Source organism: Pseudomonas sp. KBN10P06128 (assembly GCF_037574945.1).
In the GTDB taxonomy this organism is placed as follows: Bacteria; Pseudomonadota; Gammaproteobacteria; order Pseudomonadales; family Pseudomonadaceae; genus Pseudomonas; species Pseudomonas aeruginosa.
Map to the genome: position 1 here is coordinate 6,445,308 of NZ_JBBELR010000001.1, position 23,972 is coordinate 6,469,279.

At 65.1% G+C, this 23,972-nt stretch carries 22 protein-coding genes; 6 read left to right on the forward strand and 16 right to left on the reverse strand.

Annotated elements, in window-relative coordinates:
- Positions 1-70: 70 nt before the first annotated feature.
- The 3 genes from VQ065_RS30060 to trxA all read right to left on the reverse strand — a co-directional run bounded on the left by VQ065_RS30060 (position 71) and on the right by trxA (position 3,959).
- A complete protein-coding gene (locus VQ065_RS30060) occupies positions 71-2,059 on the reverse strand; it encodes an acyltransferase family protein (protein WP_003096333.1) in 1,989 nt (662 codons plus the stop codon).
- A 69-nt stretch (positions 2,060-2,128) separates the two neighbouring features.
- Positions 2,129-3,388 (reverse strand): transcription termination factor Rho, encoded by a 1,260-nt coding sequence (gene rho, locus VQ065_RS30065; RefSeq protein WP_003096334.1) that lies wholly within the window; start codon positions 3,386-3,388, stop codon positions 2,129-2,131.
- A gap of 244 nt (positions 3,389-3,632) precedes the next feature.
- Positions 3,633-3,959 (reverse strand): thioredoxin TrxA, encoded by a 327-nt coding sequence (gene trxA / locus VQ065_RS30070; RefSeq protein WP_003096336.1) that lies wholly within the window; start codon positions 3,957-3,959, stop codon positions 3,633-3,635.
- A gap of 198 nt (positions 3,960-4,157) precedes the next feature.
- On the opposite strand from trxA, the gene ppx reads away from it, so the two are divergent.
- The gene (ppx, locus tag VQ065_RS30075; protein ID WP_003099207.1) at positions 4,158-5,663 is read left to right on the forward strand and encodes an exopolyphosphatase; all 1,506 of its coding nucleotides are present in this window, start codon (positions 4,158-4,160) and stop codon (positions 5,661-5,663) included.
- Here the strand turns inward: ppx and ppk1 are convergent.
- Positions 5,650-7,860, reverse strand: a complete 2,211-nt coding sequence (gene ppk1 / locus VQ065_RS30080) for a polyphosphate kinase 1 (protein ID WP_003096343.1) — start codon at positions 7,858-7,860, stop codon at positions 5,650-5,652. The two genes, ppx and ppk1, sit on opposite strands and share 14 nt — an antisense overlap.
- 17 nt (positions 7,861-7,877) lie before the next feature.
- A complete protein-coding gene (hemB, locus tag VQ065_RS30085; protein ID WP_003096352.1) occupies positions 7,878-8,891 on the reverse strand; it encodes a porphobilinogen synthase in 1,014 nt (337 codons plus the stop codon).
- Between the two features lie 243 nt (positions 8,892-9,134).
- On the opposite strand from hemB, the gene VQ065_RS30090 reads away from it, so the two are divergent.
- The 3 genes from VQ065_RS30090 (at position 9,135) to VQ065_RS30100 (ending at position 11,127) form a co-directional block, all read left to right on the forward strand.
- Complete coding sequence (locus VQ065_RS30090) at positions 9,135-9,725, forward strand: DedA family protein (RefSeq protein ID WP_003096354.1); 591 nt, start codon at positions 9,135-9,137, stop codon at positions 9,723-9,725.
- A gap of 164 nt (positions 9,726-9,889) precedes the next feature.
- Positions 9,890-10,558 carry an isoprenoid biosynthesis glyoxalase ElbB gene (gene elbB / locus VQ065_RS30095; protein ID WP_003096356.1) on the forward strand — a complete coding sequence of 223 codons (669 nt, stop codon included), beginning with the start codon at positions 9,890-9,892 and terminating at the stop codon, positions 10,556-10,558.
- A 95-nt stretch (positions 10,559-10,653) separates the two neighbouring features.
- Positions 10,654-11,127 (forward strand): thioesterase family protein, encoded by a 474-nt coding sequence (locus tag VQ065_RS30100; RefSeq protein WP_003096359.1) that lies wholly within the window; start codon positions 10,654-10,656, stop codon positions 11,125-11,127.
- Here VQ065_RS30100 and VQ065_RS30105 read toward each other — a convergent pair.
- The 6 genes from VQ065_RS30105 to VQ065_RS30130 all read right to left on the reverse strand — a co-directional run bounded on the left by VQ065_RS30105 (position 11,112) and on the right by VQ065_RS30130 (position 17,785).
- Entirely contained in the window at positions 11,112-11,594 is a 483-nt protein-coding gene (locus tag VQ065_RS30105) for a YaiI/YqxD family protein (protein WP_003096362.1), read from the reverse strand. The genes VQ065_RS30100 and VQ065_RS30105 overlap by 16 nt on opposite strands.
- A 66-nt stretch (positions 11,595-11,660) precedes the next feature.
- The gene (locus VQ065_RS30110) at positions 11,661-13,562 is read right to left on the reverse strand and encodes a cytochrome c/FTR1 family iron permease (RefSeq protein WP_023980291.1); all 1,902 of its coding nucleotides are present in this window, start codon (positions 13,560-13,562) and stop codon (positions 11,661-11,663) included.
- A gap of 104 nt (positions 13,563-13,666) precedes the next feature.
- On the reverse strand, positions 13,667-14,296 hold the full coding sequence (locus tag VQ065_RS30115) for a LysE family transporter (protein WP_003096365.1): 630 nt from the start codon (positions 14,294-14,296) through the stop codon (positions 13,667-13,669).
- 229 nt (positions 14,297-14,525) lie between these two features.
- Positions 14,526-15,284, reverse strand: coding sequence for a TerC family protein (locus tag VQ065_RS30120; RefSeq protein ID WP_003096367.1), 759 nt, complete (start codon positions 15,282-15,284; stop codon positions 14,526-14,528).
- A gap of 6 nt (positions 15,285-15,290) precedes the next feature.
- Positions 15,291-15,869, reverse strand: a complete 579-nt coding sequence (locus VQ065_RS30125) for a mechanosensitive ion channel family protein (RefSeq protein WP_003123700.1) — start codon at positions 15,867-15,869, stop codon at positions 15,291-15,293.
- Positions 15,869-17,785, reverse strand: coding sequence for an ATP-binding cassette domain-containing protein (locus tag VQ065_RS30130; protein WP_009314490.1), 1,917 nt, complete (start codon positions 17,783-17,785; stop codon positions 15,869-15,871). Before VQ065_RS30130 ends, VQ065_RS30125 begins: the two co-directional genes overlap by 1 nt.
- A 45-nt stretch (positions 17,786-17,830) precedes the next feature.
- On the opposite strand from VQ065_RS30130, the gene VQ065_RS30135 reads away from it, so the two are divergent.
- A complete protein-coding gene (locus VQ065_RS30135) occupies positions 17,831-18,310 on the forward strand; it encodes a TIGR02444 family protein (RefSeq protein WP_003096377.1) in 480 nt (159 codons plus the stop codon).
- On the opposite strand, the gene algP is transcribed toward VQ065_RS30135, so the two are convergent.
- The gene (gene algP / locus VQ065_RS30140; RefSeq protein WP_014604118.1) at positions 18,307-19,353 is read right to left on the reverse strand and encodes an alginate regulator AlgP; all 1,047 of its coding nucleotides are present in this window, start codon (positions 19,351-19,353) and stop codon (positions 18,307-18,309) included. The two genes, VQ065_RS30135 and algP, sit on opposite strands and share 4 nt — an antisense overlap.
- Before the next feature lie 125 nt (positions 19,354-19,478).
- On the opposite strand from algP, the gene VQ065_RS30145 reads away from it, so the two are divergent.
- On the forward strand, positions 19,479-20,108 hold the full coding sequence (locus VQ065_RS30145; protein WP_003096380.1) for an FKBP-type peptidyl-prolyl cis-trans isomerase: 630 nt from the start codon (positions 19,479-19,481) through the stop codon (positions 20,106-20,108).
- 61 nt (positions 20,109-20,169) lie between these two features.
- On the opposite strand, the gene rsd is transcribed toward VQ065_RS30145, so the two are convergent.
- The 4 genes from rsd to VQ065_RS30165 all read right to left on the reverse strand — a co-directional run bounded on the left by rsd (position 20,170) and on the right by VQ065_RS30165 (position 23,967).
- Positions 20,170-20,652 carry a sigma D regulator gene (gene rsd / locus VQ065_RS30150; RefSeq protein ID WP_003120370.1) on the reverse strand — a complete coding sequence of 161 codons (483 nt, stop codon included), beginning with the start codon at positions 20,650-20,652 and terminating at the stop codon, positions 20,170-20,172.
- Positions 20,653-20,931: 279 nt separating this feature from the next.
- Positions 20,932-21,423, reverse strand: coding sequence for a disulfide bond formation protein B (locus tag VQ065_RS30155; protein ID WP_003096387.1), 492 nt, complete (start codon positions 21,421-21,423; stop codon positions 20,932-20,934).
- Positions 21,424-21,601: 178 nt separating this feature from the next.
- Complete coding sequence (locus VQ065_RS30160; RefSeq protein ID WP_003096390.1) at positions 21,602-22,840, reverse strand: heme biosynthesis protein HemY; 1,239 nt, start codon at positions 22,838-22,840, stop codon at positions 21,602-21,604.
- Positions 22,837-23,967 (reverse strand): uroporphyrinogen-III C-methyltransferase, encoded by a 1,131-nt coding sequence (locus VQ065_RS30165; protein ID WP_003096392.1) that lies wholly within the window; start codon positions 23,965-23,967, stop codon positions 22,837-22,839. Before VQ065_RS30165 ends, VQ065_RS30160 begins: the two co-directional genes overlap by 4 nt.
- Positions 23,968-23,972 lie beyond the last annotated feature (5 nt).

The following is a 23,972-nucleotide window of genomic DNA, read 5'->3' on the forward strand; positions in this document are numbered from 1 at the left end:
CCATTCACTGCAAGACCCCACATCCTACCTGCTCCCGGCCCATCCGGCAGCAGGCAAACGCGGCATTCGGTCACTGCTGGCTGGCGATCCGCGAGTCGTCGAGGCTCTGTAGCATCGGCTCGAACAAAGGCCCGAGTTCATGGGCCCCCTGGGTCGAAAGGTGGTTGTTATCCATGTACAGCGACCAGCCATCACGTTCGGCGAAACAATCCAGGCCATCGCAGAGCACGCTGGAGGGGTCGAGCACGCTCACCCGCGGGTTGCCTTCGGCCAGCGCATCGAACAGCGCATTCACGTAGGCGACGCGCGCGGCGTGCTCAGCGAAGGGAAAACGTGCGCGCCCGACATCCTCCCCGCTCAGACTCAGCCGCACCAGCCGCGCCGGTGCCTTGAATGGCAGCAGCGGTACGTCCTTGACCAGCCAGACATGTACGTCGGCCGCGTTCAGCCTTTCGATCATCCCGCTCAGGCGTTGCCGCAGCAGCGCCTCGGCGATCGAGCTGTCCGGCGTGTCGTCCGGCTCGCGGAGAATGTTGCGGGTGCCGTCCTGCGAGTCGCCGTAGACATACATGTCCCAGCGTCCGGCGAGGATCACCCCGCCCGGCCGCTGCTGTTCGACGAACTCGAGCATCTGCTGGTTGAAACGCAGGCAATTGTCCTTTTCCAGCATCCCCAGCAACGGCGGACAGCCCGCCAGCGAAGCCTGCCAGATCGGCACCCGGCGACTGGCAGCCAGTTCGCGCAGCAGCGGGCTCAACGCCGCGGAATGGCTGTCGCCCCAACTGACCAGCAGCGGTCGTTCGGCAGCCAGTTCCGCCGGGAAGCGGCAGATGCTTTCCTGACTGAGCGCCTTCTTGTCGAACATGCAGTCGGTCTGCCCATCGCGCCATTTGGACGCCTTGGCATAACGCAAGGCTTCCTCGGAAAGACGCGACGGCACGCCGTCGTAATGCCGCACCAACTGGCCGACGACTCCCAGCAGCAGCAAGCTGCACAGCGCCGCGCCAAGCATCTGCTGGCGCCCGGCGAACAGCTTGCGCTCGCGGAACGGTGCCTCGACGTAGTACAGCGACAGTGCCGCCAGGCCGATGCTCGCCGCCAGCAACCCCAGGCGTGCCGGCAGGCCCAGGGTTTCCAGTGCGTGGTACTGGACGAAGACGTACAGCGGCCAGTGCCAGAGGTACAGCGAATAGGAGATCAGACCGAACCAGACCAGCGGTTGCCAGCCCAGCAGGCGGCGAGCCCAGGTGTCGCCGGCGCCGTTGGCCCAGATCAGCAGGGCGGTGCCAAGCACCGCCGGCAGCGCCGCGAGGCCGGGGAAAAGAGTGTCGCTGTCGTAGAAGAACACCGGCAGGAGAATCGCCGCTATGCCGAGGGTGGCCGCCAGTTGCAGGGACCATTGCGAATGACCGCGGCTAGCGCCCGGCAGCAACGCCAGCGCGGCACCCGCCAGGAGTTCCCAGGCGCGCATCGGCAGGAGGAAGAATGCACTGCCAGGTCGCTGGCTCACCGCCCAGACGCTGGCCGCCAGCGATAGCGCCAGGACCGCGAGGAGGATGGCGAGCCGCCAGCGCAGCAGGCGCCCGGAGATCGCGGCCAGCAGTAGCGGGAAGAGAATGTAGAACTGCTCTTCCACCGACAACGACCAGGTATGCAATAGCGGCTTGAATTCGGACGCGGCGTCGAAATAGCCATCCTGCTTCCAGAACAGGATGTTCGAGGCGAACATCGTCTGGTAGCGAACCGAACGCCCTAACTCTTCGTAGTCGCGCGGCGCCATGAGGAACCAGCCGATCACCAGGCTCGCCGCCATCATCACGAACAGCGCGGGGAGAATGCGGCGTGCCCGGCGCGCCCAGAAGTCGACGAAGCTGAAACGTCCGGCCTGCTGCTCGCGCCGGATGATCGAAGTGATCAGGTAGCCGGAAATGACCAGGAAAACATCGACGCCCACATAGCCGCCGGTGATGCCCCCCAAGCCAAGGTGGTAGAACACCACCGGCAGAATGGCCAACGCTCGCAAACCATCGATGTCCCTTCGATAGGCCAGGCTCGGCATCCACGTCCCTCCAGATATGCAAAAGGCGCCCCGGTCAACCGGAGCGCCTTTGTTTGGTACTCTCGAAGACTACTTTCGTTTCATCGAATCGAAGAACTCATCGTTGGTCTTGGTCTGCTTGAGCTTGTCGATGAGGAATTCGATCGCGGAGATCTCGTCCATCGGGTGCAGGATCTTGCGCAGGATCCACATGCGCTGGAGCTCGTCCTCGCTGGTCAGCAGCTCTTCGCGGCGGGTACCCGAACGGTTGATGTTGATGGCCGGGAACACGCGCTTCTCGGCGATCTTGCGATCCAATGGGAGTTCCATGTTGCCGGTACCCTTGAATTCCTCGTAGATCACCTCGTCCATCTTCGAGCCGGTTTCCACCAACGCCGTGGCGAGAATCGTAAGAGAACCGCCCTCTTCGATGTTCCGCGCGGCGCCGAAGAAGCGCTTCGGCTTCTCCAGGGCATGGGCGTCGACACCGCCGGTGAGCACCTTGCCGGAGCTGGGGATCACGGTGTTGTAGGCCCGCGCCAGACGGGTGATGGAGTCGAGCAGGATGACCACGTCCTTCTTGTGCTCGACCAGGCGCTTGGCCTTCTCGATCACCATCTCGGCGACCTGTACGTGACGGGTCGGCGGTTCGTCAAAGGTCGAGGCGACCACTTCGCCGCGCACGGTGCGCTGCATTTCGGTCACTTCCTCAGGGCGCTCGTCGATCAGCAGGACGATCAGGTGGCATTCGGGGTTGTTGCGGGTGATGTTGCTGGCGATGTTCTGCAGCATGATGGTCTTGCCCGCCTTCGGCGGCGCCACGATCAGGCCGCGCTGGCCCTTGCCGATCGGCGCGCAGAGGTCGATGACGCGGCCGGTCAGGTCTTCGGTGGAGCCGTTGCCGGCTTCCATCTTCATCCGCTCGTTGGGGAACAACGGCGTCAGGTTCTCGAAGAGAATCTTGTTCTTCGCATTCTCCGGACGATCGAAGTTGATCGAGTCGACCTTGAGCAGGGCGAAGTAGCGTTCGCCCTCTTTCGGCGGCCGGATCTTGCCGATGATGGTGTCGCCCGTGCGCAGGTTGAAGCGCCGGATCTGGCTCGGCGAGACATAGATGTCGTCGGGGCCGGCCAGGTAGGAAGAGTCGGCGGAGCGCAGGAAGCCGAAGCCGTCCTGAAGAATCTCCAGCACGCCATCGCCGGAGATCTCTTCACCACTTTTCGCGTGCTTCTTCAGCAGGGCGAAGATGATGTCCTGCTTGCGCGAACGGGCCATGTTTTCCAGGCCCATGGCATCGGACATTTCCAGCAGTTCGGCAATCGGCTTTTGCTTGAGTTCGGTCAGATTCATAGGAAAGAGATAGGTACGCAGAAAGAGGAATTGGAGAAAGCGTCGAGCTTGGGAAAGCCGTGTCGCAAGGGGGCGACAGGAGCGCTAGAAAGTTCGAGTAGGAAGTGCGTCCGGGACGGCATGCAGAAGGCGACGGAAAAAACGTCGCGAACCCGAATTTAACACCGTGGCCGCGTGGCGTCTATAGAAACGCAAAAAAAAGCCCCGCGAATCGCGGGGCTTTCCAGCGAGGCCTGGGCCCGGCTCAGATATTGGCGTCGAGGAAGGCCGCCAGCTGCGACTTGGACAGTGCGCCGACCTTGGTCGCCTCGACATTGCCGTCCTTGAACAGCATCAGGGTAGGGATGCCACGCACGCCGTACTTCGGCGGGGTGTCCTGGTTCTCGTCGATGTTCAGCTTGCAGACCTTCAGCTTGCCCTGATAGTCCCTGGCGACTTCGTCCAGCACCGGCGCGATCATCTTGCACGGACCGCACCACTCGGCCCAGTAGTCCACCAGCACAGGGCCGTCGGCCTTCAGCACGTCCTGCTCGAAGCTGGCATCAGTAACGTTGACGATATGTTCGCTCATGAAATCTCTCCGTAGTCGGACGCGAATTGAAACGCGAAAGTGCCGACCATCATATCCCGCCTTGACCCTCGCCGGAAGGCGCAGCCGATTGAGAGTCTCTATCGTTGGTCGGCTGATTCCCGATTGATCGGCTGCCGCATTGGCGACCCTCGCCCTATCGTGGCAGGATGGCGCAGTTTTCCAATGGACTTGCAAAGCATGCCGCAAAAACCTGCCGAGGCATTCCCGCTGATTGCCGCCCTGGACCTGGGTTCCAACAGTTTCCACCTCTGTCTGGCCAAGGCCAATATCCACGGCGAAGTCCGCATCCTCGAACGGCTGGGCGAGAAGGTCCAACTGGCCGCCGGCCTCGACGAGGAGCGCAATCTCAGCGAGGAGGCCACCCAGCGCGGCCTCGACTGCCTGCGCCGCTTCGCCCAGTTCATCAGCGGCATGCCCCAGGGTTCCGTACGCGTGGTCGCGACCAACGCCTTGCGCGAGGCGCGCAACCGCAGCGATTTCATCCGTCGTGCGGAAGAGGTTCTCGGCCATCCCGTGGAAGTCATCTCCGGCCGCGAGGAAGCCCGCCTGATCTACCTCGGCGTCGCCAACAGCATGCCCGACAGCGGCGGTCGCCGGCTGGTCAGCGACATCGGCGGCGGCAGCACCGAGTTCATCATCGGCCAGGGTTTCGAGTCCGAGCTGCGGGAAAGCCTGCAGATGGGTTGCGTCAGCTACACCCAACGCTACTTCCGCGACGGCAAGATCACCCCGGCCCGCTACGCCCAGGCGTACACCGCCGCACGCCTGGAACTGATGGGCATCGAAAACAGCCTGCGGCGCCTCGGCTGGCAACAGGCGGTCGGCGCCTCCGGCACCATCCGCGCAGTGGCGCTGGCGATCAAGGCCGGCGGCCACGGCAACGGCGAGATCAGCCCGGACGGACTGGCCTGGCTGAAGCGCAAGGTGCTCAAGCTCGGCGACGTGGAGAAGCTCGATCTGGAAGGGATCAAGCCGGACCGCCGGACCATCTTCCCGGCCGGACTGGCCATTCTCGAAGCGATCTTCGACGCGCTGGAACTGGAACAGATGGTTCACTCCGAGGGCGCCCTGCGCGAAGGCGTTCTCTACGACCTGGTCGGCCGTCACCAGCACGAGGACGTGCGCGAACGCACCATCAGTTCGCTGATGCAGCGCTACCACGTCGATCCGGAGCAGGCTTCGCGGGTGGAGGCCAAGGCCCTCAAGGTGCTTGCCGAAGTCGGCGACGCCTGGGAGCTGAACGACGAACTGCACCGCGACCTGCTGAGCTGGGGCGCACGGGTCCACGAGATCGGCCTGGACATCGCCCATTACCACTACCACAAGCACGGCGCCTACCTGATCGAGCACTCCGACCTGGCTGGCTTCTCGCGCCAGGACCAGCAGATGCTGTCGCTACTGGTACGCGGCCACCGCCGCAACATTCCGGCGGATAAGCTGGCGGAGTTCGCCGCGGAAGGCGACAAGTTGGTGCGCCTGTGCATCGTGCTGCGCTTCGCGATCCTCTTCCACCACATTCGCGGCACCCAGGAAATGCCCTCGGTGCGCCTGAAGGCAGAGCCCAAGAGCCTTTCGGTGACCTTCCCCGAGGGCTGGCTGGAAGCCAACCCGCTGACCCAGGCCGACTTCGCCCAGGAAGCCGAATGGCTCAAGCGGGTCGGCTACAGCCTCAACGTGCGGTAAGCACCGGCGCGGCCAGCTTCTCCAGCAGGGTCGCCTGGGTATTGCGGGGGTTCTGGTTACCGGTGGGGCTGAGCCGCTGGTAGCTACCGTCGGCCTGCAACACCCAGGCCTGGGTGTTGTCGGTCAGGTACGTTTCCAGTTCCTTCTTGACCCGCTGCACCAGCTTCTTGCCTTCCACCGGGAAGCAGGTCTCGACGCGCATGTCGAGGTTGCGCTCCATCCAGTCGGCGCTGGAGAGATAGAGCTTCTCGTCGCCGCCGTTGAGGAAGTAGTAGATGCGGCTGTGCTCGAGGAAGCGTCCGATGATCGAGCGCACGTGGATATTGTGCGAGACCCCCGGGATGCCTGGCCGCAGGCAGCACATGCCACGCACCACCAGGTCGATCCTGACCCCGGCCTGGCTGGCCTTGTACAGGGCGCGGATGACCTTCGGATCGGTCAGCGAGTTGACCTTGGCCATGATGTGCGCCGGCTGGCCGAGCGCCGCCTGGGCCGCCTCGCGGTTGATCATTTCCAGCAGGTTCTTCTTCAGGGTGAACGGCGCATGCAACAGCTTCTTCATGCGCAGCGTCTTGCCCATCCCGATCAGTTGGTTGAACAGCTTGTGCAGGTCCTCGCAGAGCGCCACGTCGGCGGTCAGCAGGCTGTAGTCGGTGTACAGGCGAGCGTTGCCGGCATGGTAGTTGCCGGTGCCCAGGTGCGCGTAGCGGCGCAGTTCGCCGTCCTCGCGACGGAGGATCAGCATCATCTTGGCGTGGGTCTTGAAGCCGACCACGCCGTAGATCACTACCGCGCCGGCCTGTTGCAGGCGGCTGGCCAGTTGCAGGTTGGACTCTTCGTCGAAGCGGGCGCGCAGCTCGATCACCGCGGTGACCTCCTTGCCGTTGCGTGCCGCCTCGACCAGGGCGTCGACGATCTCCGAGTTGGCGCCGCTGCGGTACAGGGTCTGCTTGATCGCCAGCACGTTCGGATCCTTGGCGGCCTGGCGCAGCAGGTCGATCACCGGGGTGAAGGACTCGAACGGGTGCATCAGCAACACATCGAGCTTGCTGAGGACGTTGAAGAGGTTTTCCTTCTTCTGCAAAAGACGCGGGATCGCCGGGGTGAAGGGCGGGTACTGCAGCTCCGGATGGCTTTCCAGGCCGGTGACGCTGAACAGGCGGGTCAGGTTGACCGGGCCGCTGACCTTGTACAACTCGCTTTCGGACAGGCCGAACTGCTTGAGCAGGTAGTTGGTCAGGTTCTGCGGGCAGGTATCCACCACCTCCAGGCGTACCGCGTCCCCGTAGCGACGCGAGAACAGCTCGCCGCGCAGCGCGCGGGCCAGGTCCTCGACATCCTCGGTGTCCACCGACAGGTCGGCGTTGCGGGTCAGGCGGAACTGGTAGCAGCCCTTCACCTTCATGCCGGGGAACAGGTCGTCGGCGTGGGCGTGGATCATCGACGACAGGAACACGTAGTTGTCGCCCTCGCCGCCAACGTCTTCCGGCAGCTTGATGATCCGTGGCAGCAGGCGCGGCGCCGGGATGATCGCCAGGCCGGAGTCGCGGCCGAAGGCATCCATCCCCTCCAGCTCGACGATGAAGTTGAGGCTCTTGTTCACCAGCAGCGGGAACGGGTGGGTCGGGTCGAGGCCGATCGGGGTGATGATCGGCGCGATCTCGTCGCGGAAGAAGCGCCGCACCCAGGTCTTGATCTTCAGCGTCCAGTGACGCCGGCGGATGAAGCGGATCTGGTGCTTGGCCAGCTCCGGCAACAGGGTCTCGTTGAGGATCCGGTACTGCCGCGATACCTGCTCGTGGACCAGCTCGCTGATCCGCGCCAGGGCCTGGTGCGGCAGCAGGCCGTCGGCGCCGGCCTGCTCGCGGGCGAAGGTGATCTGCTTCTTCAGGCCGGCGATGCGGATCTCGAAGAATTCGTCGAGGTTGCTCGAGAAGATGAGGAGGAACTTCAGCCGCTCCAGGAGCGGGTAGGACTCGTCCAGCGCCTGTTCCAGCACGCGGATGTTGAACTGCAACTGGGAGAGCTCGCGATGAATGTACAGGCTGCTGTCATCCACGCTGGGAACCACCGCAGGTGGCGTTTCCACCGGGATCGTTTCGGCCATCTTCACTTCTGCTTCGCTTTCCACGTTCGCCACTACGGTTTCGTCGGCGGCGATACGTTCGATCTCATCAAGTCCTTGCTGCGTATTCATTCATCTTCCCGAGGGGGTCAACGCCCCCGTCTTAATTGTTCTGCGGCCTGCTTGGCGAAGTAGGTCAGAATGCCATCGGCGCCGGCACGTTTGAAGGCGGTAAGGGATTCGAGGATCACCGATTCGGCCAGCCAGCCGTTCTGGATGGCGCCCATGTGCATCGCATACTCGCCGCTGACCTGGTAGACAAAGGTCGGGGCGCGGAATTCATCCTTCACCCGACGCACGATGTCGAGGTAGGGCATGCCCGGCTTGACCATCACCATGTCGGCGCCTTCGGCCAGGTCGGCGGCCACTTCGTGAAGTGCCTCGTCGCTGTTCGCCGGATCCATCTGGTAGGTGGCCTTGTTGCCCTTGCCGAGGTTCGAAGCCGAGCCGACCGCATCGCGGAACGGACCGTAGTAGGCGCTGGCGTACTTGGCCGAGTAGGCCATGATCCGCACATTGGTGTGACCGGCAGACTCCAGGGCCTCGCGGATCGCACCGATGCGACCGTCCATCATGTCCGAGGGCGCTACCACCTGGGCGCCGGCCTCGGCGTGGGACAGCGCCTGCCGTACCAGCACGTCGATGCTGACGTCGTTGAGGACGTAACCGTCGTCATCCAGGATGCCGTCCTGGCCATGGGTGGTGAACGGGTCGAGCGCCACGTCGGTGATGATGCCCAGCTCCGGAAAGCGCTCGCGCAGGGCGCGGGTGGCGCGCTGGGCGATGCCTTCCGGGTTGTATGCCTCGGCGGCGTCCAGGGACTTCTTCTCCACCGGGGTCACCGGGAACAGCGCCAGCGCCGGAATGCCCAGGGCCACCCACTCTTCCGCCTCGATCAGCAACTGGTCGATGGACAGGCGCTCGACGCCGGGCATCGACGGAATGCTTTCACGCTGGTTGACCCCATCGAGGACGAACACCGGCAGGATCAGGTCGTCGACGGTGAGGACATTCTCGCGGACCAGGCGGCGGGAGAAGTCATCGCGGCGATTGCGCCGCAGGCGGGTGTAGGGATAGGCGCGGTTGGCGGGAGTGAAGCTCACGGTTTACTCCAGGGCCCAGATAACGGGCACAGTGTGACAGTTATAGTCCCTGATTATGACGGATTGGCAACAAGCGACGACAGTGACTCAAGGTCGCGGCATCCTGCCGCACCGCCAATCATCGCAAAAAGCCAGCGGCAAAGGCCATTCATTGCACAATCAATGACCTGGGCCGTGACGATCGCGCTTTCCCCACGCCCTCAACCGAGTTAGGCTGCGCGTTCATTTCGCTTCGCTGCCCCGATGATGCTCCAACAATTCCTGCAGGACTTCGGCTATTTCGCCCTTTTTCTCGGTACTTTCTTCGAGGGCGAAACCATTCTCGTGCTGGCCGGGTTCCTTGCCTTCCGCGGCTACATGCAGCTGGATACCGTGATTCTCACCGCCTTCCTCGGCAGCTACGCCGGTGACCAACTCTGGTACTTCCTCGGACGCCGCCACGGACGCCGGTTGCTGGCGCGCAAGCCGCGCTGGCAGAAGCTCGGCGACAAGGCGCTGGACCATGTGCGCCGCCATCCTGACCTGTGGGTGCTGAGTTTCCGCTTCGTCTACGGCCTGCGTACGGTGATGCCGGTGGCCATCGGCCTGTCCGGCTATCCACCGGCCCGCTATCTTCTTCTCAACGGCATCGGCGCCATCGTCTGGGCCGCCGCGCTGGGCTCCGCCGCCTACTATTTCGGCAGCGTACTGGAAGGCATGCTCGGCAACATCAAGAAATACGAACTCATGGTCCTCGGCGGCCTGATCGTGCTGGGCCTGCTGCTCTGGCTATGGCGGCGTTTCAAGACACCGCGCGGCAACGGCGCGGGCGGCAACGCCGACAAATCCGAGTGAACCCGCGCCGGCGCGACTGAACAGCCGGCCCCTTCGCACACTCCAACTCCTTGTACCCTCCGCTCCGGCTGGCCGCCGGGGCCGGCGGCTCGCTATGCTTGCGCGATACCGACCCCGGCCAGGCCCGTCCGGTCCGGATCCTGCGTTCCCAAGGAGTAAGCCTCATGCACAAGAAAGTTGCCGTCATCCTCTCCGGTTGTGGCGTCTACGATGGCGCGGAAATCCACGAAAGCGTGATCACCCTGCTCCGCCTCAGCCAGCGCGGCGCCGAGGCACAATGCTTCGCGCCGAACATCGCCCAGCACCATGTGGTCAACCACCTGACCGGCGAGGAAATGCCGGAAAGCCGCAATGTCCTGGTCGAGTCCGCGCGTATCGCCCGCGGCGAAGTCAAGGATCTGCGCGAAGCCCGCGCCGAGGACTACGACGCGCTGATCGTGCCCGGTGGCTTCGGCGCTGCGAAGAACCTCAGCGACTTTGCCATCAACGGCGCGCAATGCCAGGTGCAGCCGGACGTGCTGGCGCTGGCCAAGGCTTTCGCCGAAGCCGGCAAGCCAGTCGGGCTGATCTGCATCGCTCCGGCGATGGCGGCGAAGATCTACGGTGCCGGCGTCCAATGCACCATCGGCAACGACGCCGACACCGCCGACTCGCTGAAGCAGATGGGTGCCGAGCACATCGACGCGCCGGTGGACGAGATCGTCGAAGACAGCGCGCGCAAGCTGGTGACCACCCCGGCCTACATGCTCGCCCAGTCGATCGCCGAAGCCGCTTCCGGGATCAACAAGCTGGTCGACCGGGTGCTCGAACTGGTGGACCAGGACAAGGCCTGATCGGCCAAGCACAAGGGCGGTCGCGCCGCCGCCCTTTTCAAATCCGTGCCGCTACGCCAGCGTGCGTCTCGAAACCATCGAATCGAGACGCCGCGATGAGCGAAACGCCCTCCCCCGCCCTGCCTGACGACGTCCACCAACTGGTGGCGGATTTCTTCCAGCGCATCCCCTTCAACCGCATGCTCGGGATCCGCGTGGCGAGCCTCGGCCGCGAGCGGGTAGTCCTCGACCTGCCGATGAAGGACGAACTGATCGGCAACTTCGTCCAGGGCATTCTCCACGGCGGGGTGATCTCCAGCCTGCTCGACGTCACCGGCGGTGCGATGGCCCTGATCGGCGCCCTCGAACGGCATCGCGAACTGCCAGGCCACGAGCGCATGGCGCGGCTGTCGAAGCTCGGCACCATCGACTTGCGCGTCGACTACCTGCGCCCGGGACGCGGCCGGACGTTCACCGCCCATGCGGTGCCGCTTCGCTCGGGCAACAAGGTCGCAGTGGTGCGCTCGGAACTGCATAGCGACGACGGCACGCTGGTCGCCGTCGGTACCGGTACCTATCTGTGCGGCTGACTCGCGCGTAGATCGGCTTCCCGCTGCAGGCGGGTGAGCAGGCGGTCCAGGGCGTTGGCGAACGCCTGGCGGTCACGCTCACCGTAGGGCGCCTGGCCGCCGCCCATCTGCCCCTGGTCACGCAGGTCGGCCATCAGGTTGCGCATGGCCAGCTTATCGCCCATGTTCCGCGCGTCGAACTCGCGGCCGCGAGGATCGAGGGCGGCAACCTGTTTCTTGATCAGCCGATCGGCCAGCGGTACGTCGCTGCAGATCGCCAGGTCGCCCGGCTCGGCCTGCTCCACCAGGTAATCGTCAGCCGCATCCATCCCGCTTTCCACCACCACCAGACGCACGCAGGCGAACGGCGGCTTGACCTGCGGCTGGCCGGCGACCATCCAGGCTTCCAGCTTGCGCTTGAGGGCGAACTTGCAGACCAGTTCCTTGGCCGCCTTGGGGCAGGCGTCGGCATCGATCCAGATACGCATGAACGGACTTCCGTAGAAATGACGACGGCCAGTATCGCACTGGCCGTCGTGGTTGCGCGAACCCGCTCAGTCGGCCGCGTTGGCCGCCGCACGCCGGCGCTCGACGATCCGGCTACGTCCGTAGAGCAGCGCGATGGCCACCAGCGCCATGGCCTGGGCCGACAGCGAATAGGCGTCGGCCTTGATCCCCAGCCAGTCGAAGTCGAAGAACGGCACCGGACGGGTGCCGATCACCCCGGCTTCCTGCAAGGCGATGACGCCATGTCCGGCGAACACCACCGAGAGCGCACAGAGCAACGCCGCGTTGATGCTGAAGAACAACCCCAGCGGCAGTTTCGCCGAGCCACGCAGGATCACCCAGGCCAGGCCGATCAGCAGGACCACGGCGGTCGCCGCGCCGCCGATCACGGCATTGTGCCCGGCCGGTCCGGCCTGCAACCAGAGGGTTTCGTAGAACAGGATGACCTCGAACAACTCGCGGTAGACCGAGAAGAACGCCAGCACTGCGAAGCCGAAGCGTCCACCACCGCCCACCAGGCTGCTGCGGATGTAGTCCTGCCAGGCTGCCGCGTGGCGGCGGTCGTGCATCCAGACGCCGAGCCAGAGCACCATCACGCAGGCGAACAGCGAGGTGAAGCCCTCCATCAGCTCGCGCTGGGCACCGCCGATATCGATCACATAGGCGGCCAACGCCCAGGTGGCGAAGCCGGCGACGAAGGCCAGCCCCCAGCCGACGTGCACGCCACGCACGGCACTTTCCTGCCCGGTATTGCGCAGGAAGGCGAGGATGGCGGCAAGCACCAGGATTGCCTCTACCCCTTCGCGCAACAGGATCAACAGGGCGGAAACGAAACTGATGGAGAAACTCAGCGAGTCGCCGCCAAGCTGCTTGGCGGCCTCCGCCAGCTTGCCCTTGGCCAGCTCCAGCTGTTGCGCCACCTGAGTTTCCGGAAGGCCATCGCGCAACGCCTGGCGGTAGGCCATCAGTTGCTTCTCGGTGGAGCGGCGCAAATCGGCGTCGACGTTGTCCAGCGAGCTTTCCACCAGCTCGAAGCCTTCCAGGTAGGCCGCCACCGACAGGTCGTAGGCCTGGTCGCGGTCACCTTCGCGATAGACCGCGAAACTCTTGTCCAGGGTGGCGGCGGTATAGTCGATCAACTGCCCAGGACCGCGCTGCTCCAGCGGCGGATGCGCACGCAAGGCGCGGAAGCTCTCCGCAGCGGCCTCGCCGTCGTGCTCGGCGACTTCGGCCGGAGTCTGCGTGGCCAGGGTCGCCAGCGGGTAGGCATGGGCCTTGTCCGGCTGCGCACTGCCGGCGCTCAGGCCGGCCACATAGCTGGCCAGGTCCCAGCGCTGGCGTTCGTCGAGCTGGTCGGCGAACGCCGGCATGTCAGTGCCAGCCACGCCCAGGCCGATGACGTTACGCAGGTCGTAGAGGCTCAGGTGGTCGAGGCGCTGGCGATCGGTGAGGTTCGCCGGCGGCGGTTCCAAGCCGATGCCGGCGGGGCCGTCGCCCTTGCCCGCATCGCCATGGCAGATCGCGCACTGCTGGGCATAGATCGGCGCTGCGCGGCTCGGGTCGGGGGTGATCGCGGGGGTCTGCACCACCTGGTAGATATCCGCCACCCGTGCCTCGAGGTTGCGCGCCTGGAGGGCCACGTCCCTTCCCGGCAAGCGCTGCTCGATGGCCTGGCGCAGGCTGGCGACGCCCCTCTCCAGCTCGGCGCGCTCGGGGCGCATCGGCAGGGTCAGGACCAATGCCTGCAGGTTGCCGACGAATTCCACCTGTTCCTGGTATTCGCTGGGGTCGACGATCTTGCCGTCAGCCACGGTCGGCGGATAGTCGGCCGCCAGGTAACTCAACAGATGCAAGGCTTGGGAGGGGTCGACGGCCGTGTCGGCAATAGCTCCAAGGCTGAACACGCAGACCAGCGGCAGCAGCCACAGCAGGATTTTCGGAGGGTGCATGGCGAAGACGAAGTGAGAATGGAAGAGATTAAATTGTCCCTTCGCCTTCCCGCCCATGCAAGAAATACTCTGTAACAATCACGCCCGTCGGCGTGTCGGGCGGCTCAGAGCGGCGCTCGGCGTACCGTCGCCAGCAGCCCCGCGGCGCCGACGAACAGGCTGGCGAAGGTACGGTTCACCAGCTTCTGCTGGCGCGGCGAACGCAGTACGCGTAGCACGCGCGCAGCCAGTCCGGTGTAGCCGGCCATGACGATCAGGTCGACGACGATCATGGTGCCGCCCATGATCAGGTACTGCGCCAGCAGCGGCTGGTGCGGGTCGATGAACTGCGGCAGCACCGCGAGCATGAAGATTACCGCCTTGGGATTGCTGGCGTTGACCAGGAAACCACGCAGCACCAGGGTCAACGGTCGCCCCAGAGGCCGTTCGCCATCGGTGCTCAAGGCCTGTGGCGGCGCCTGCCACTGGCGCACCGCCAGGTACACCAGGTAGGCCACGCCGAACCACTTGATCAGGCTGAAAGCCAATGCCGAGGTCGCCAGCAACGCACCGACGCCGGCGGCGACGATGGCGATCTGCAGGGCCAGGCCGATCTGCAGGCCCAGCGCGTTCCAGTAGCCTCGCGCAAAGCCGTACTGCAACCCGCAGGACATCGAGGCGATGGCTCCGGCGCCCGGCGACAGGCTGATGGCCCAGCAGGCGAGAAAGAAGGCGAACCAGGTACTGACGAGCATTGCACACCTCGGAAAGCGAACGCGGCTGGCGGCGGGAACGAAAAAGCCAGTGTGCACCAAGGCGGAGCAGCCGCACAGGTTTTCCGACCACGCGCCTCGCCCAACCTTTGCGGGCGCAACCTGGCGGACAGAAAAAACCCGGCAGATGCCGGGCTTTCCCGAGGATACGCGCTCAGCCATGTTGGGCGGACCACCGCGATGCGGCTATTCGCCCTGGCCCCGAACGCTCTCAGTCCGGCGAACCCTTGCGCAGCTTCACCGGCTCTTCGCCGCGCTTGCGCGCCATGGCCCCGCGCAAGCGGATGTTCAGCGCCTCCACCGCCAGGGAGAAGGCCATGGCGAAGTAGACGTAGCCTTTCGGCACGTGCACTTCGAAGGACTCGGCCACCAGCACGGTGCCGACCACGATGAGGAACGACAGGGCGAGCATCTTCAGCGATGGGTGTTTCTCGATGAAGTCGCTGATGGTGCCTGCCGCCAGCATCATCACGCCGACCGAGATGACGATCGCCGCGACCATCACCGGCACGTTCTGCACCAGACCGACGGCGGTGATCACCGAGTCCAGGGAGAAGATGATGTCGATGATCGCGATCTGGACGATGATGCCCATGAAACCGTGGGCCTTGCCGCCGCTCTTCTGCTCTTCTTCCGCGCCTTCCAGGCTGTGGTAGATCTCCATGGTGCTCTTGAACAGCAGGAACAGGCCGCCGAAGAAGAGGATCAGGTCACGCCCGGAGATGCCCTGGCCGAACAGGTGGAACAGGTCGGTGGTCAGGCGCATGACCCAGGTGATCGAGAGCAACAGCAGGATCCGCGTGCCCATGGCCAGGGCCAGGCCGAAGAAGCGCGCCTTCGGTTGCTGGGCCGGCGGCAGGCGCCCGACCAGGATCGAGATGAAGATGATGTTGTCGATGCCGAGGACGATTTCCAGGGCGGTCAGGGTCAGGAACGCGACCCAGATTTCAGGACTGGCGAGCCATTCCATAGATGGTTATTTCCCGTTTTTTGTTGGAGTTGAAAAACCTGGCCCACGCCAGCGACGCACGGCTTTCTGGAAGAACAGGCTGTTGGGAACCTGCAGCAGCGGGCCCGGCGAGCCATCCTCGAGGGTTTCTTCCAGTGTCGTATACAAGAGATTGATGGCAACCACGCGTCCGGTGACGCCCGGTTTGTCGGCGCTATCGATCAGCTCCACGCGGTCGCCGATGCGGAACGGCCCGACGGTGAAGATCAGCAACGCACAGAACAGGTTGGAGAGCACGCTCCAAATGGCGAAGAAGGCTACCGCCGCCACCGCGGCGAAACCGGTCAGCGCGGTCCACAGCACTTCGGCGGATACGCCCAGGCGCTCCAGCACCATGATCAGTGCGCTGACCATGATCAGCCAGCGCAGGCCGCCACGCAGCGGCAGGAGCAGCTCCGGCGGCACCGGATAACGCTCGCCGATACGGGTCACCGTGCGTCGGACCAAGCGCTGGAGCAGCCAGGCGACCAGCAGGATGAGCAGGATCTGCAGCGCCACCACCAGCGGCCCGCTCCAGGTCTGCGTCAACATCTGCAGGTTATCCATCACTCACTGGCCTCCAGTTCTTTCTGCAAGGCTTCGAGGGTTTCCAGGGCCTCCAGCCAACGTTCCTCCAGCTCGCCTTCGCGAACCTTCAGGCTCGATTGTTCGGACAGCAACTCGCGCAATTCGTCCTTTCGTGATACGTCGTACAGGGCGCTGTCGCCCAGCCGCGCCTCGATAGCGGCTAGCTTTTCGTGCAGGCCGCCGAGTTCGCGCTCCAGCTTGTCGGCCTCGCGCTTGTGCGGCGCCAGCTGCTGGCGCAGCGCGGCCGCTGCCTGGCGCTGGGCGCGCTTGTCGGTGCGTTCGGACGGCGCGCCCGGCGCGGTCTCGGCCTGCGGCGCCTTGCGCGCGCGATAGTCGACCAGCCAGCGGGCGTAATCGTCGAGATCGCCATCGAACGGCACCACGCGCCCATCGGCGACCAGAAGGAATTCGTCGGTGGTGCTTTTGAGCAGGTGCCGGTCGTGGGAAACCACCAGGACCGCCCCGGAAAACTCCTGTAGAGCCAAGGTCAGGGCCAGGCGCATTTCCAGGTCGAGGTGGTTGGTCGGCTCGTCGAGCAGCAGCAGGTTGGGCTTCTGCCAGGCGATCAGCGCCAGGGCCAGGCGCGCTTTCTCGCCACCGGAGAAGTTCAATACCGGCTCGTCCACCCGAACGCCGCGGAAGTCGAAGCCGCCAAGGAAGTCCTTGAGGGTCTGTTCGCGCTCGCCGGGGGCGATACGCTGCAGATGCAGCAACGGGCTGGCCTGTGGGTCCAGCGAATCGAGCTGGTGCTGGGCGAAGTATCCGATGGCCAGGTTCTCGCCGCGCAGCAGGCGGCCGCCCAATTCGGGCAGGTCCCCGGCCAGGGTCTTGATCAGGGTCGACTTGCCGGCGCCGTTGGGACCGAGCAGGCCGATCCGCGCACCGGGCACCAGTTGCAGCTTGACCTTCTCCAGCACCGCCTTGTCGCCATAGCCGAGACGGCCTTCGCCGAGATCCAGCAACGGCCGGGAGATCTTGTCCGACTCGCGGAAACTGAAATTGAACGGCGAATCGACATGTGCCGGCGCCAGTTCCTCGAGACGCTCCAGCGCCTTGATCCGGCTCTGCGCCTGGCGCGCCTTGGTGGCCTTGGCCTTGAAGCGGGCGATGAAGCTTTCCATGTGCGCACGCTGCGCCTGCTGTTTCTCGTAGGCCTGCTGTTGCTGAGCCAGCCGCTCGGCGCGGGTCCGCTCGAAAGCGGAATAGCCGCCGCGATAGAGGGTCAGCTTGCGGTTTTCCAGATGCACCACATGGTCCACCACCGCATCGAGGAAGTCGCGGTCGTGGGAGATCAGCACCAGAGTGCCGGGATAACCCTTGAGCCACTCTTCCAGCCAGAGGATGGCGTCCAGGTCGAGGTGGTTGGTCGGCTCGTCGAGCAACAGCAGGTCGGACGGGCACATCAGCGCCTGCGCCAGGTTCAGGCGCATCCTCCAACCGCCGGAGAAATCACCGACCCGGCGCTCCATCTGCTCGCTGCTGAAGCCGAGTCCGGCCAGCAGCTTGCGCGCCCGTGCATCGGCGGTGTAACCGTCGGCGTTGTCCAGTTCGGTATGCAGGCGCGCCAGGGCAGAACCGTCGTGCGCCGCTTCGGCGGCGGCCAGTGCCGCCTGGATCTCGCGCAGGCGACTGTCGCCGTCGAGCACGTAATCCACCGCCAGGCGATCCAGGGTATCGACCTCCTGGCGCATGTGCGCGATGCGCCAGTCGGCGGGCAACAGGCAGTCGCCGGCATCCTGGCCGAGCTGGCCGCGCAACAGCGCGAACAAGCTGGACTTGCCAGCGCCATTGGCCCCGATGAGACCGGCTTTCTGGCCGGCGTGCAGGGTCAGTTCAGCAGCTTCCAGGAGGCGCTGCGGCCCGCGCTGTAGCGTAAGATTGAGGAGTCGGATCATGGCGGCGGAGTTTATCAGTTTCGCCCTTGCGGAGCGTGAGGCTGTATGACTGGAAATGTCTGGAAATTCGCGGTGGACGTCTATGCCCAGCCGGGCGTGGAAACGGCTTGCCTCGCGCTTCAGGAGCAAGGTGCGGACGTCTGCCTGTTGCTGGTCGCCGCCTGGCTTGGAAGGCGCGGTGTGAGCTGCTCGAAAGAACGCGCCCAGATCCTGGAGAACGCCGCGCGCCCCTGGCGCGAAACGGTCATCGAACCCCTGCGCAGATTGCGTTGCGCCTGGCGCGAAGCGGCAACCCACGATGCCTGCCTGGCCGAACTCCGCGAGGAAATGAAGGCCCAGGAACTACGAGCGGAACGGGAACACCTGCAACGCCTGGCCGACCTGGCCACAGCCTGGCTGGAGGGCCAGGAGGCGAATCGTAATGCGGATGCCTGGCTGCAAGCCTGCAGCCGGGACATCTGCACGGAAGCAGAGCGCCGGGCTTTGCTGGTGCTTGGCTCGGCGGCTTTGCAGACAGCGCCTTAGGAGGCGCTGGTCGGGGCGGCGCCGTTGCTGCCCGCGGCAGGCGTTGCCGAAGCAGCGCTGGAGGCGGCTGCCGGGGCGCTGGGAGTCGCCGCAGGCTTCGCAGCAGGAGCGGTGGCGGGCTTGGCTGCGGCAGGTTTCGCGGCTACGGGTTTCGCCGCAGGCTTGGCCACCGGTTTCGCCGCAGGCTTCGCAGCCGGCTTGGCTGCAGGCTTCGCGGCCGCGGGTTTCGCCACAGGCTTGGCCGCCGGTTTCGCCACAGGCTTCGCCGCCGGCTTGGCTGCGGGCTTCGCGGCTGCGGTTTTCGCCGCGGGCTTGGCCGCCGGTTTCGCCACAGGCTTCACCGCCGGCTTGGCTGCGGGCTTCGCGGCTGCGGTTTTCGCCGCGGGCTTGGCCGCCGGTTTCGCAGCAGGCTTCGCCACCGGCTTGGCTGCGGGCTTCGCGGCTGCGGTTTTCGCCGCAGGCTTGGCCGCCGGTTTCGCAGCCGGTTTCGCAGCCGGCTTGGCTGCGGGCTTCGCTGCCGCGGTTTTCGCCGCAGGCTTGGCCGCCGGTTTCGCAGCCGGCTTGGCCGCAGGCTTCGCCGCTACGGTTTTCACCGCAGGCTTGGCTGCCGCCTTCGCAGCAGGTTTGGTCGCGGGTTTCGCCTTGCGGCTCTCCAAAGCCTTGCCAGCAGCTTCCTTCACCTTGCCGACACCCTGCGCCAGCTTGAGGCTTTCCTGTACGTCACGCTTGAGGCCGACGATGTAGGTACGGGTGTCCGCCTGCCGGGCCTTCAGGGTATCCAACGCTTCTTCCAGGTCGCTGATGGTCTCGCGCGCCTTGGCCTGTGCCTTGGTCTTGCCGGCCTTGGCAGCATCCTGCAGCTTGGTGCGAGCCTTGTGCAGTTTTTCCTGGGCTTTGCCACGTTGCTTTTCAAGTTTGGCCAGGAGCTTTTCCGAATCGACCAGCGCTTGTTTGCACGCACCTTCCAGGTGCTCGACAAGGCTGTGGGAAAGTTGCTGCAACAGGTGCAAGGGGGTGGTGACGGGCTTCTTGTTGGCCGACATGACGTGCCTCCAGGCGGACGTGGTTGCGCCCATACTAGACCCGCAACCCCCCTCTCGCCAACGGGTTCGATGTGCTACAAGCGACGTGCGCCAGGATTGCCCGCCGATTCGTCTGGAGAAACCGCATGCCACGCCGCCTTTTCATCGGTCTTTTTCTACTGCCGCTGCCGCTTTTCGCCGCGCCCCCCAAGGACGAACTGGCCTATGCTGTAGGCGCCCGCCTGGGCACGCGCCTACAGCAGGAAATGCCCGACCTAGAGCTATCCGAACTACTTCTCGGACTGCGCCAGGCCTATCGCGGCGAGGCACTTGAAATCCCCCCCGAACGCATCGAAAAACTTCTGCTGCAACACGAGAACGCCACGACGGAAACACCGCGGATCACACCCGCCGAGGCCCGCTTCCTGGCCAACGAAAAAGCCCGCTTCGGCGTCCGCGAATTGACCGGCGGCGTCCTCGTCAGCGAATTACGTCGTGGCCAAGGTAACGGCATCGGCGCGGCAACCCAGGTACACGTCCGTTACCGCGGCCTGCTCGCCGACGGTCAAGTGTTCGACCAGAGCGAAAGCGCCGAGTGGTTCGCCCTGGACAGTGTGATAGAGGGATGGCGCACAGCGTTGCGAGCGATGCCTGTCGGCGCGTGCTGGCGAGTGGTGATTCCTTCGGCGCAAGCCTATGGCCACGAAGGCGCTGGCGACCTGATCCCGCCCGACGCTCCGCTGGTCTTCGAGATCGACCTGCTGGGCGTCCGCTAAAATGCAAAAACGGCGCTCTCCCGCATGGAGACGCGCCGTTTCGTAACGACTCGCCGGTGAATCAGACCGGTACTGCCGAACCCTCTGCGCCGCTCTGGCTGTGGGCGTTGTGCAGGACTTCGATGAGGCAGTCCTCCAGCTCGAAGCGTTCGTGCAACTGTTGCCGCAGGACCTTCAGCTCCGCGATGAGGCAAGCTCCTTCACGGCAATCGCCGTTGTCGCAGCGATCGTTGAAGTTCAGCGCGGATTCGGTGATGGCTTCCAGCCGGGGGAAGATCTGCTTGGCCAGCTCCAGGCCGCGCTGATCGCCGAAGGCTTTGCCTTCCGCCGTCAGTTGCTCGTAGACCTCGAAGTGTCCGGCAGATACGTAGTCCAGCAGCAATTGGCAAAAATGCTGGAGTTCTTCGGCGTTGGGCGCCGGTGCCTGAATACCGCTCAGGGCATCGAAGGCCTGCACCAGTTGCTGGCGCTCATGCAGCCAGCGATCGATCAGTTGGTGCACGCCCCCCCACCGCTCTTGGGCATTACGGCAGCTTTCGAGCATGTTGTCCTCGCTTCCCTCTTCGGACGTCCCGGAGAATCATCGTCCGCTCCGAGACGCATTGCTGACGCACTCTCTGCGCTCTGTGGGAGAACGCCTGTGCAAGGGGCGGACTCCGGCGCTACGGAAAGCCAGATTATGCCCCCGGGATGACCCCATCAAGACGCCCGCACAGAAAAATTCATACGGATGTTTGATCGGTATCCCGCATCCGCTCTGGTTTTCGCCAAATCGATACGGCCGACGCTCGAGAGCTGACGAAAGGCCACGGGACAGCCCGCGTCAGGCACGTCGGAGGAACTGCACGATGGAGAAACCGAGATAGGCAACGAACGCCAGCAGGCTCCATTCCGGAATGCTCAGGGTGAACAGCGTCCAGCTCACCTGGGCACAATCCGCGGTGCCATGCAGAACCAGGCGGATCACTTCCTGGAAGGGAAGCGCCTGCATCATGTAGTCGAGGCTGGGCAGGCAGGCCGGCAGTTGGTCCAGCGGAACGGTCTGCAACCATACCTGGCGGGCGGCCGTGGCCCCGCCGCCGAGAGCGAGCAGGAACACCAGCACGGAGTAGATACGCCGCCCACGCAGGCCGGGCCCCTGGATCGCGCCAGCGAGGCAGGTCAGGCCGATCAGGATGAAGAAGATCCGCTGCACGACGCACAGCGGGCAGGCCTCCAGGCCAACCACATGTTCCAGGTACAGCGCCCCGCCCATGATGGCGACGCAGGCCAGGAACGCGAGAAGGAAAAGCTGATGGGGGCTGGCCAGGGGCATGGCGGATCCACAGGTACACAGGGGAAAGGCCGCCTACGGTAGTGGAAAGCCTCCGGCCGTTTCAAGCCGCAAGGCAGCTCTGCGGCAAGACATCCCGAATCATGCCAGGCGCCCGCGACAAGCCGCCACAGTCCTGCCGATGGAGCCGAACGGGGAACGCCGGGGGCGTTCCCCATGCTCAAATGCCCGCCACCACCACGGGCAGCCCCGGAGTACGCCGATCGAGCAGGACCAGGCCCTCCTGGAACAACTGGTTGCTGCGCTCGACCTCGCCGAGCTGCGCCAGCAGGCGTCCCAGCTCGGCGCAGGTCTCGGCACTGCGCTGGAAGCTCAGACTGGCCTCCAGGTATTCCCGGGCCTTGCCCCAGAGCTTGTTGATCAGGCACAGGCGCCCCAGGGTCAGCAGCAGGCCGGGATCGTTCGGATGTTCCTTGAGCCAACCTTCCGCGGCCTGCAATTGCTTGCCCGGATCGCGCCCGCGCACCTGCCCGTAGAGTTGCACCAGGGTCGCGTCGAAGCCTTGCTTGAGCGCATGGCGGAGGACTTCTTCAGCCTCTTCCTCGGCGCCCAGGCGAAGCAGTTGGGCGGCATAGCCCGCGACGATCGCCGGGTCTGCACGCAGCGCCGAAGGCACGTTCTGCCAGCGCTGGGTCAGCGGCTGCAACGCCGTCTCGCCCTCGTTCAGTCCACGCTCGCCGGCTTCCTGCAAGGAAGCCACCCAGGCACGGCGTTCGAGGTCGCGCAGTTCGGAATCCTTCAGCACACGCTCCTTGCGCAGCTCCGGCAGCAGGACGCAAAGGGCCTGCCAGTCGTGCTGGGTGACGTACAGCTGCTGCATCAGCCGCAATACCGTGCGGTGCTGCGGCTGGAGCCCGTGCAGCTCTTCGAGGGTATTGCGTGCCTGCGGGTAGTCGCCGCGATTGATCAGCAGTTGCGCACGGGTCAGGCCGACCAGCAATTGGGCGTCCGGCTCGCGCTCGCGAGCCCGGTTCAGCAGGTCGTCGGCCTCGTCGTAGCGTTCGAGTTCGTTGGCGGCCCGCGCCGCGCCGAGGTAATGCATCAGCGGCCGCTCGCCCATCTCCGCCGCCCGCCGCAAGTGACGCAGTGCCTGCGGCCAGTTGCCTTCGCCGAGATCGCGCAGGCCGCTGTGCTCGGCCATCTGCACGCGACGCCGGCGGTTGTAGCGCGACCAGGGGTTGACCACCCGCCCCGAGCTGCCGAGCAGGCGCAGGACCAGGCGCACCAGCACCACCAGCAGCCAGACCACCGCCAGCAGGGCGAGGAACGACCACAGGCTGGATTCGTAACGGAAGCTCTTGTAGGCGATCAGCACATAGCCGGCCTGCTCGGAGATAGCCAGCCCAACCAGCGTGGCGACCAGCACCACCGCCAGGACCAGGAGGTAGATGCGTCTCATGGACGGCCCTCCGTGGCCGGAGCCGCCTGCGCCTCGGGCACCAGGTTGCCAGCGGCCTCGCGGCGCGACACGTAGGCCTGCAAGGCGCTCAGGGCCGGTGCGAGGTCAGGGACCTGCACGGTGACCGGCTGCTTCGCCAACTCATCGATACGCAACTTCAACGCGCGGCTGTCGGCCAGCTCTACGTTGAAATAGCCGTCCAGCACGTCCTGGGCCTGCTTCAGCGCCTGCTCGTAGACTTCCTGCTTGCCATTCAGCGCCGCCCACTGGGCTTGCTCCAGGGCCAGGCCGATGGTCAGGCGCACCTGCGCCAATTGCTCGCCGGCCAGCAGCGGACGAATGTCCTGGCCGGCATTGAAATCGATGCGGATGTAGCGCGAGATCTTCTCCCACCACAGCTCCCAGGTGCTGTTGCCGTCGCCCCAGGCGACATTGCTGGCACCGCTTTCGCCTTCCTTGAAGGTCGGCGTGAGCGGTTGCAACTGGTTGACCTGCTCGCGCAACGCCGCCAGTTGCACGAACAGCCCGGTACGGTCCGGCTCCGGCAACGCGCGCAGGGCCTCGAGGCTGGCCGCCAGCTTGGCGCGGGCGGCATAGGCGCCGGGATCGTTCTGCGCGCGCAGGATGTCATCGGCGCCCTGCACCAGTTCGGTGGCGCTGCCCACGTCCTGCAAGGCGGACAGGCGCAGGCTGGCCAGGCGCAGCAGGTGTTCGGCCTCGGCCAGTCGCCATTGCTGGCGGCTCTGGCCGAGGACCTTCTTCAGTTGCTCGCTGAGATGCTGCTGGTCGCCCTGCAGCTCCACCACAAGGCGTCGCCGGGCCTCCAGTTCGTCCGCGGTGGGCAAAGCGTCCAGGCGGGCAGCCAGTTGCTGGTTGCGCTGGGCCAGGGATTCGGTCTTGCCACGGGCATCTTCCAGCTGCGCCAGTTGGTCACGCTCGGTGCCCTGCAACTGCTGGACCTGCCAGAAGCTCCAGCCACCCGCGCCGAGTCCCGCCACGCCAACCAGCAGGGCGAGCAACGCCAGGCCGGTGGCGGTACCGGAACGCCTGGATGCATCGGGTGCAACGGGAGAAGGGGTGGAAGTGGAAGTTCTTGCGTCGTCTTGGGGAGTGACTGCTTCGCTCACAGGTC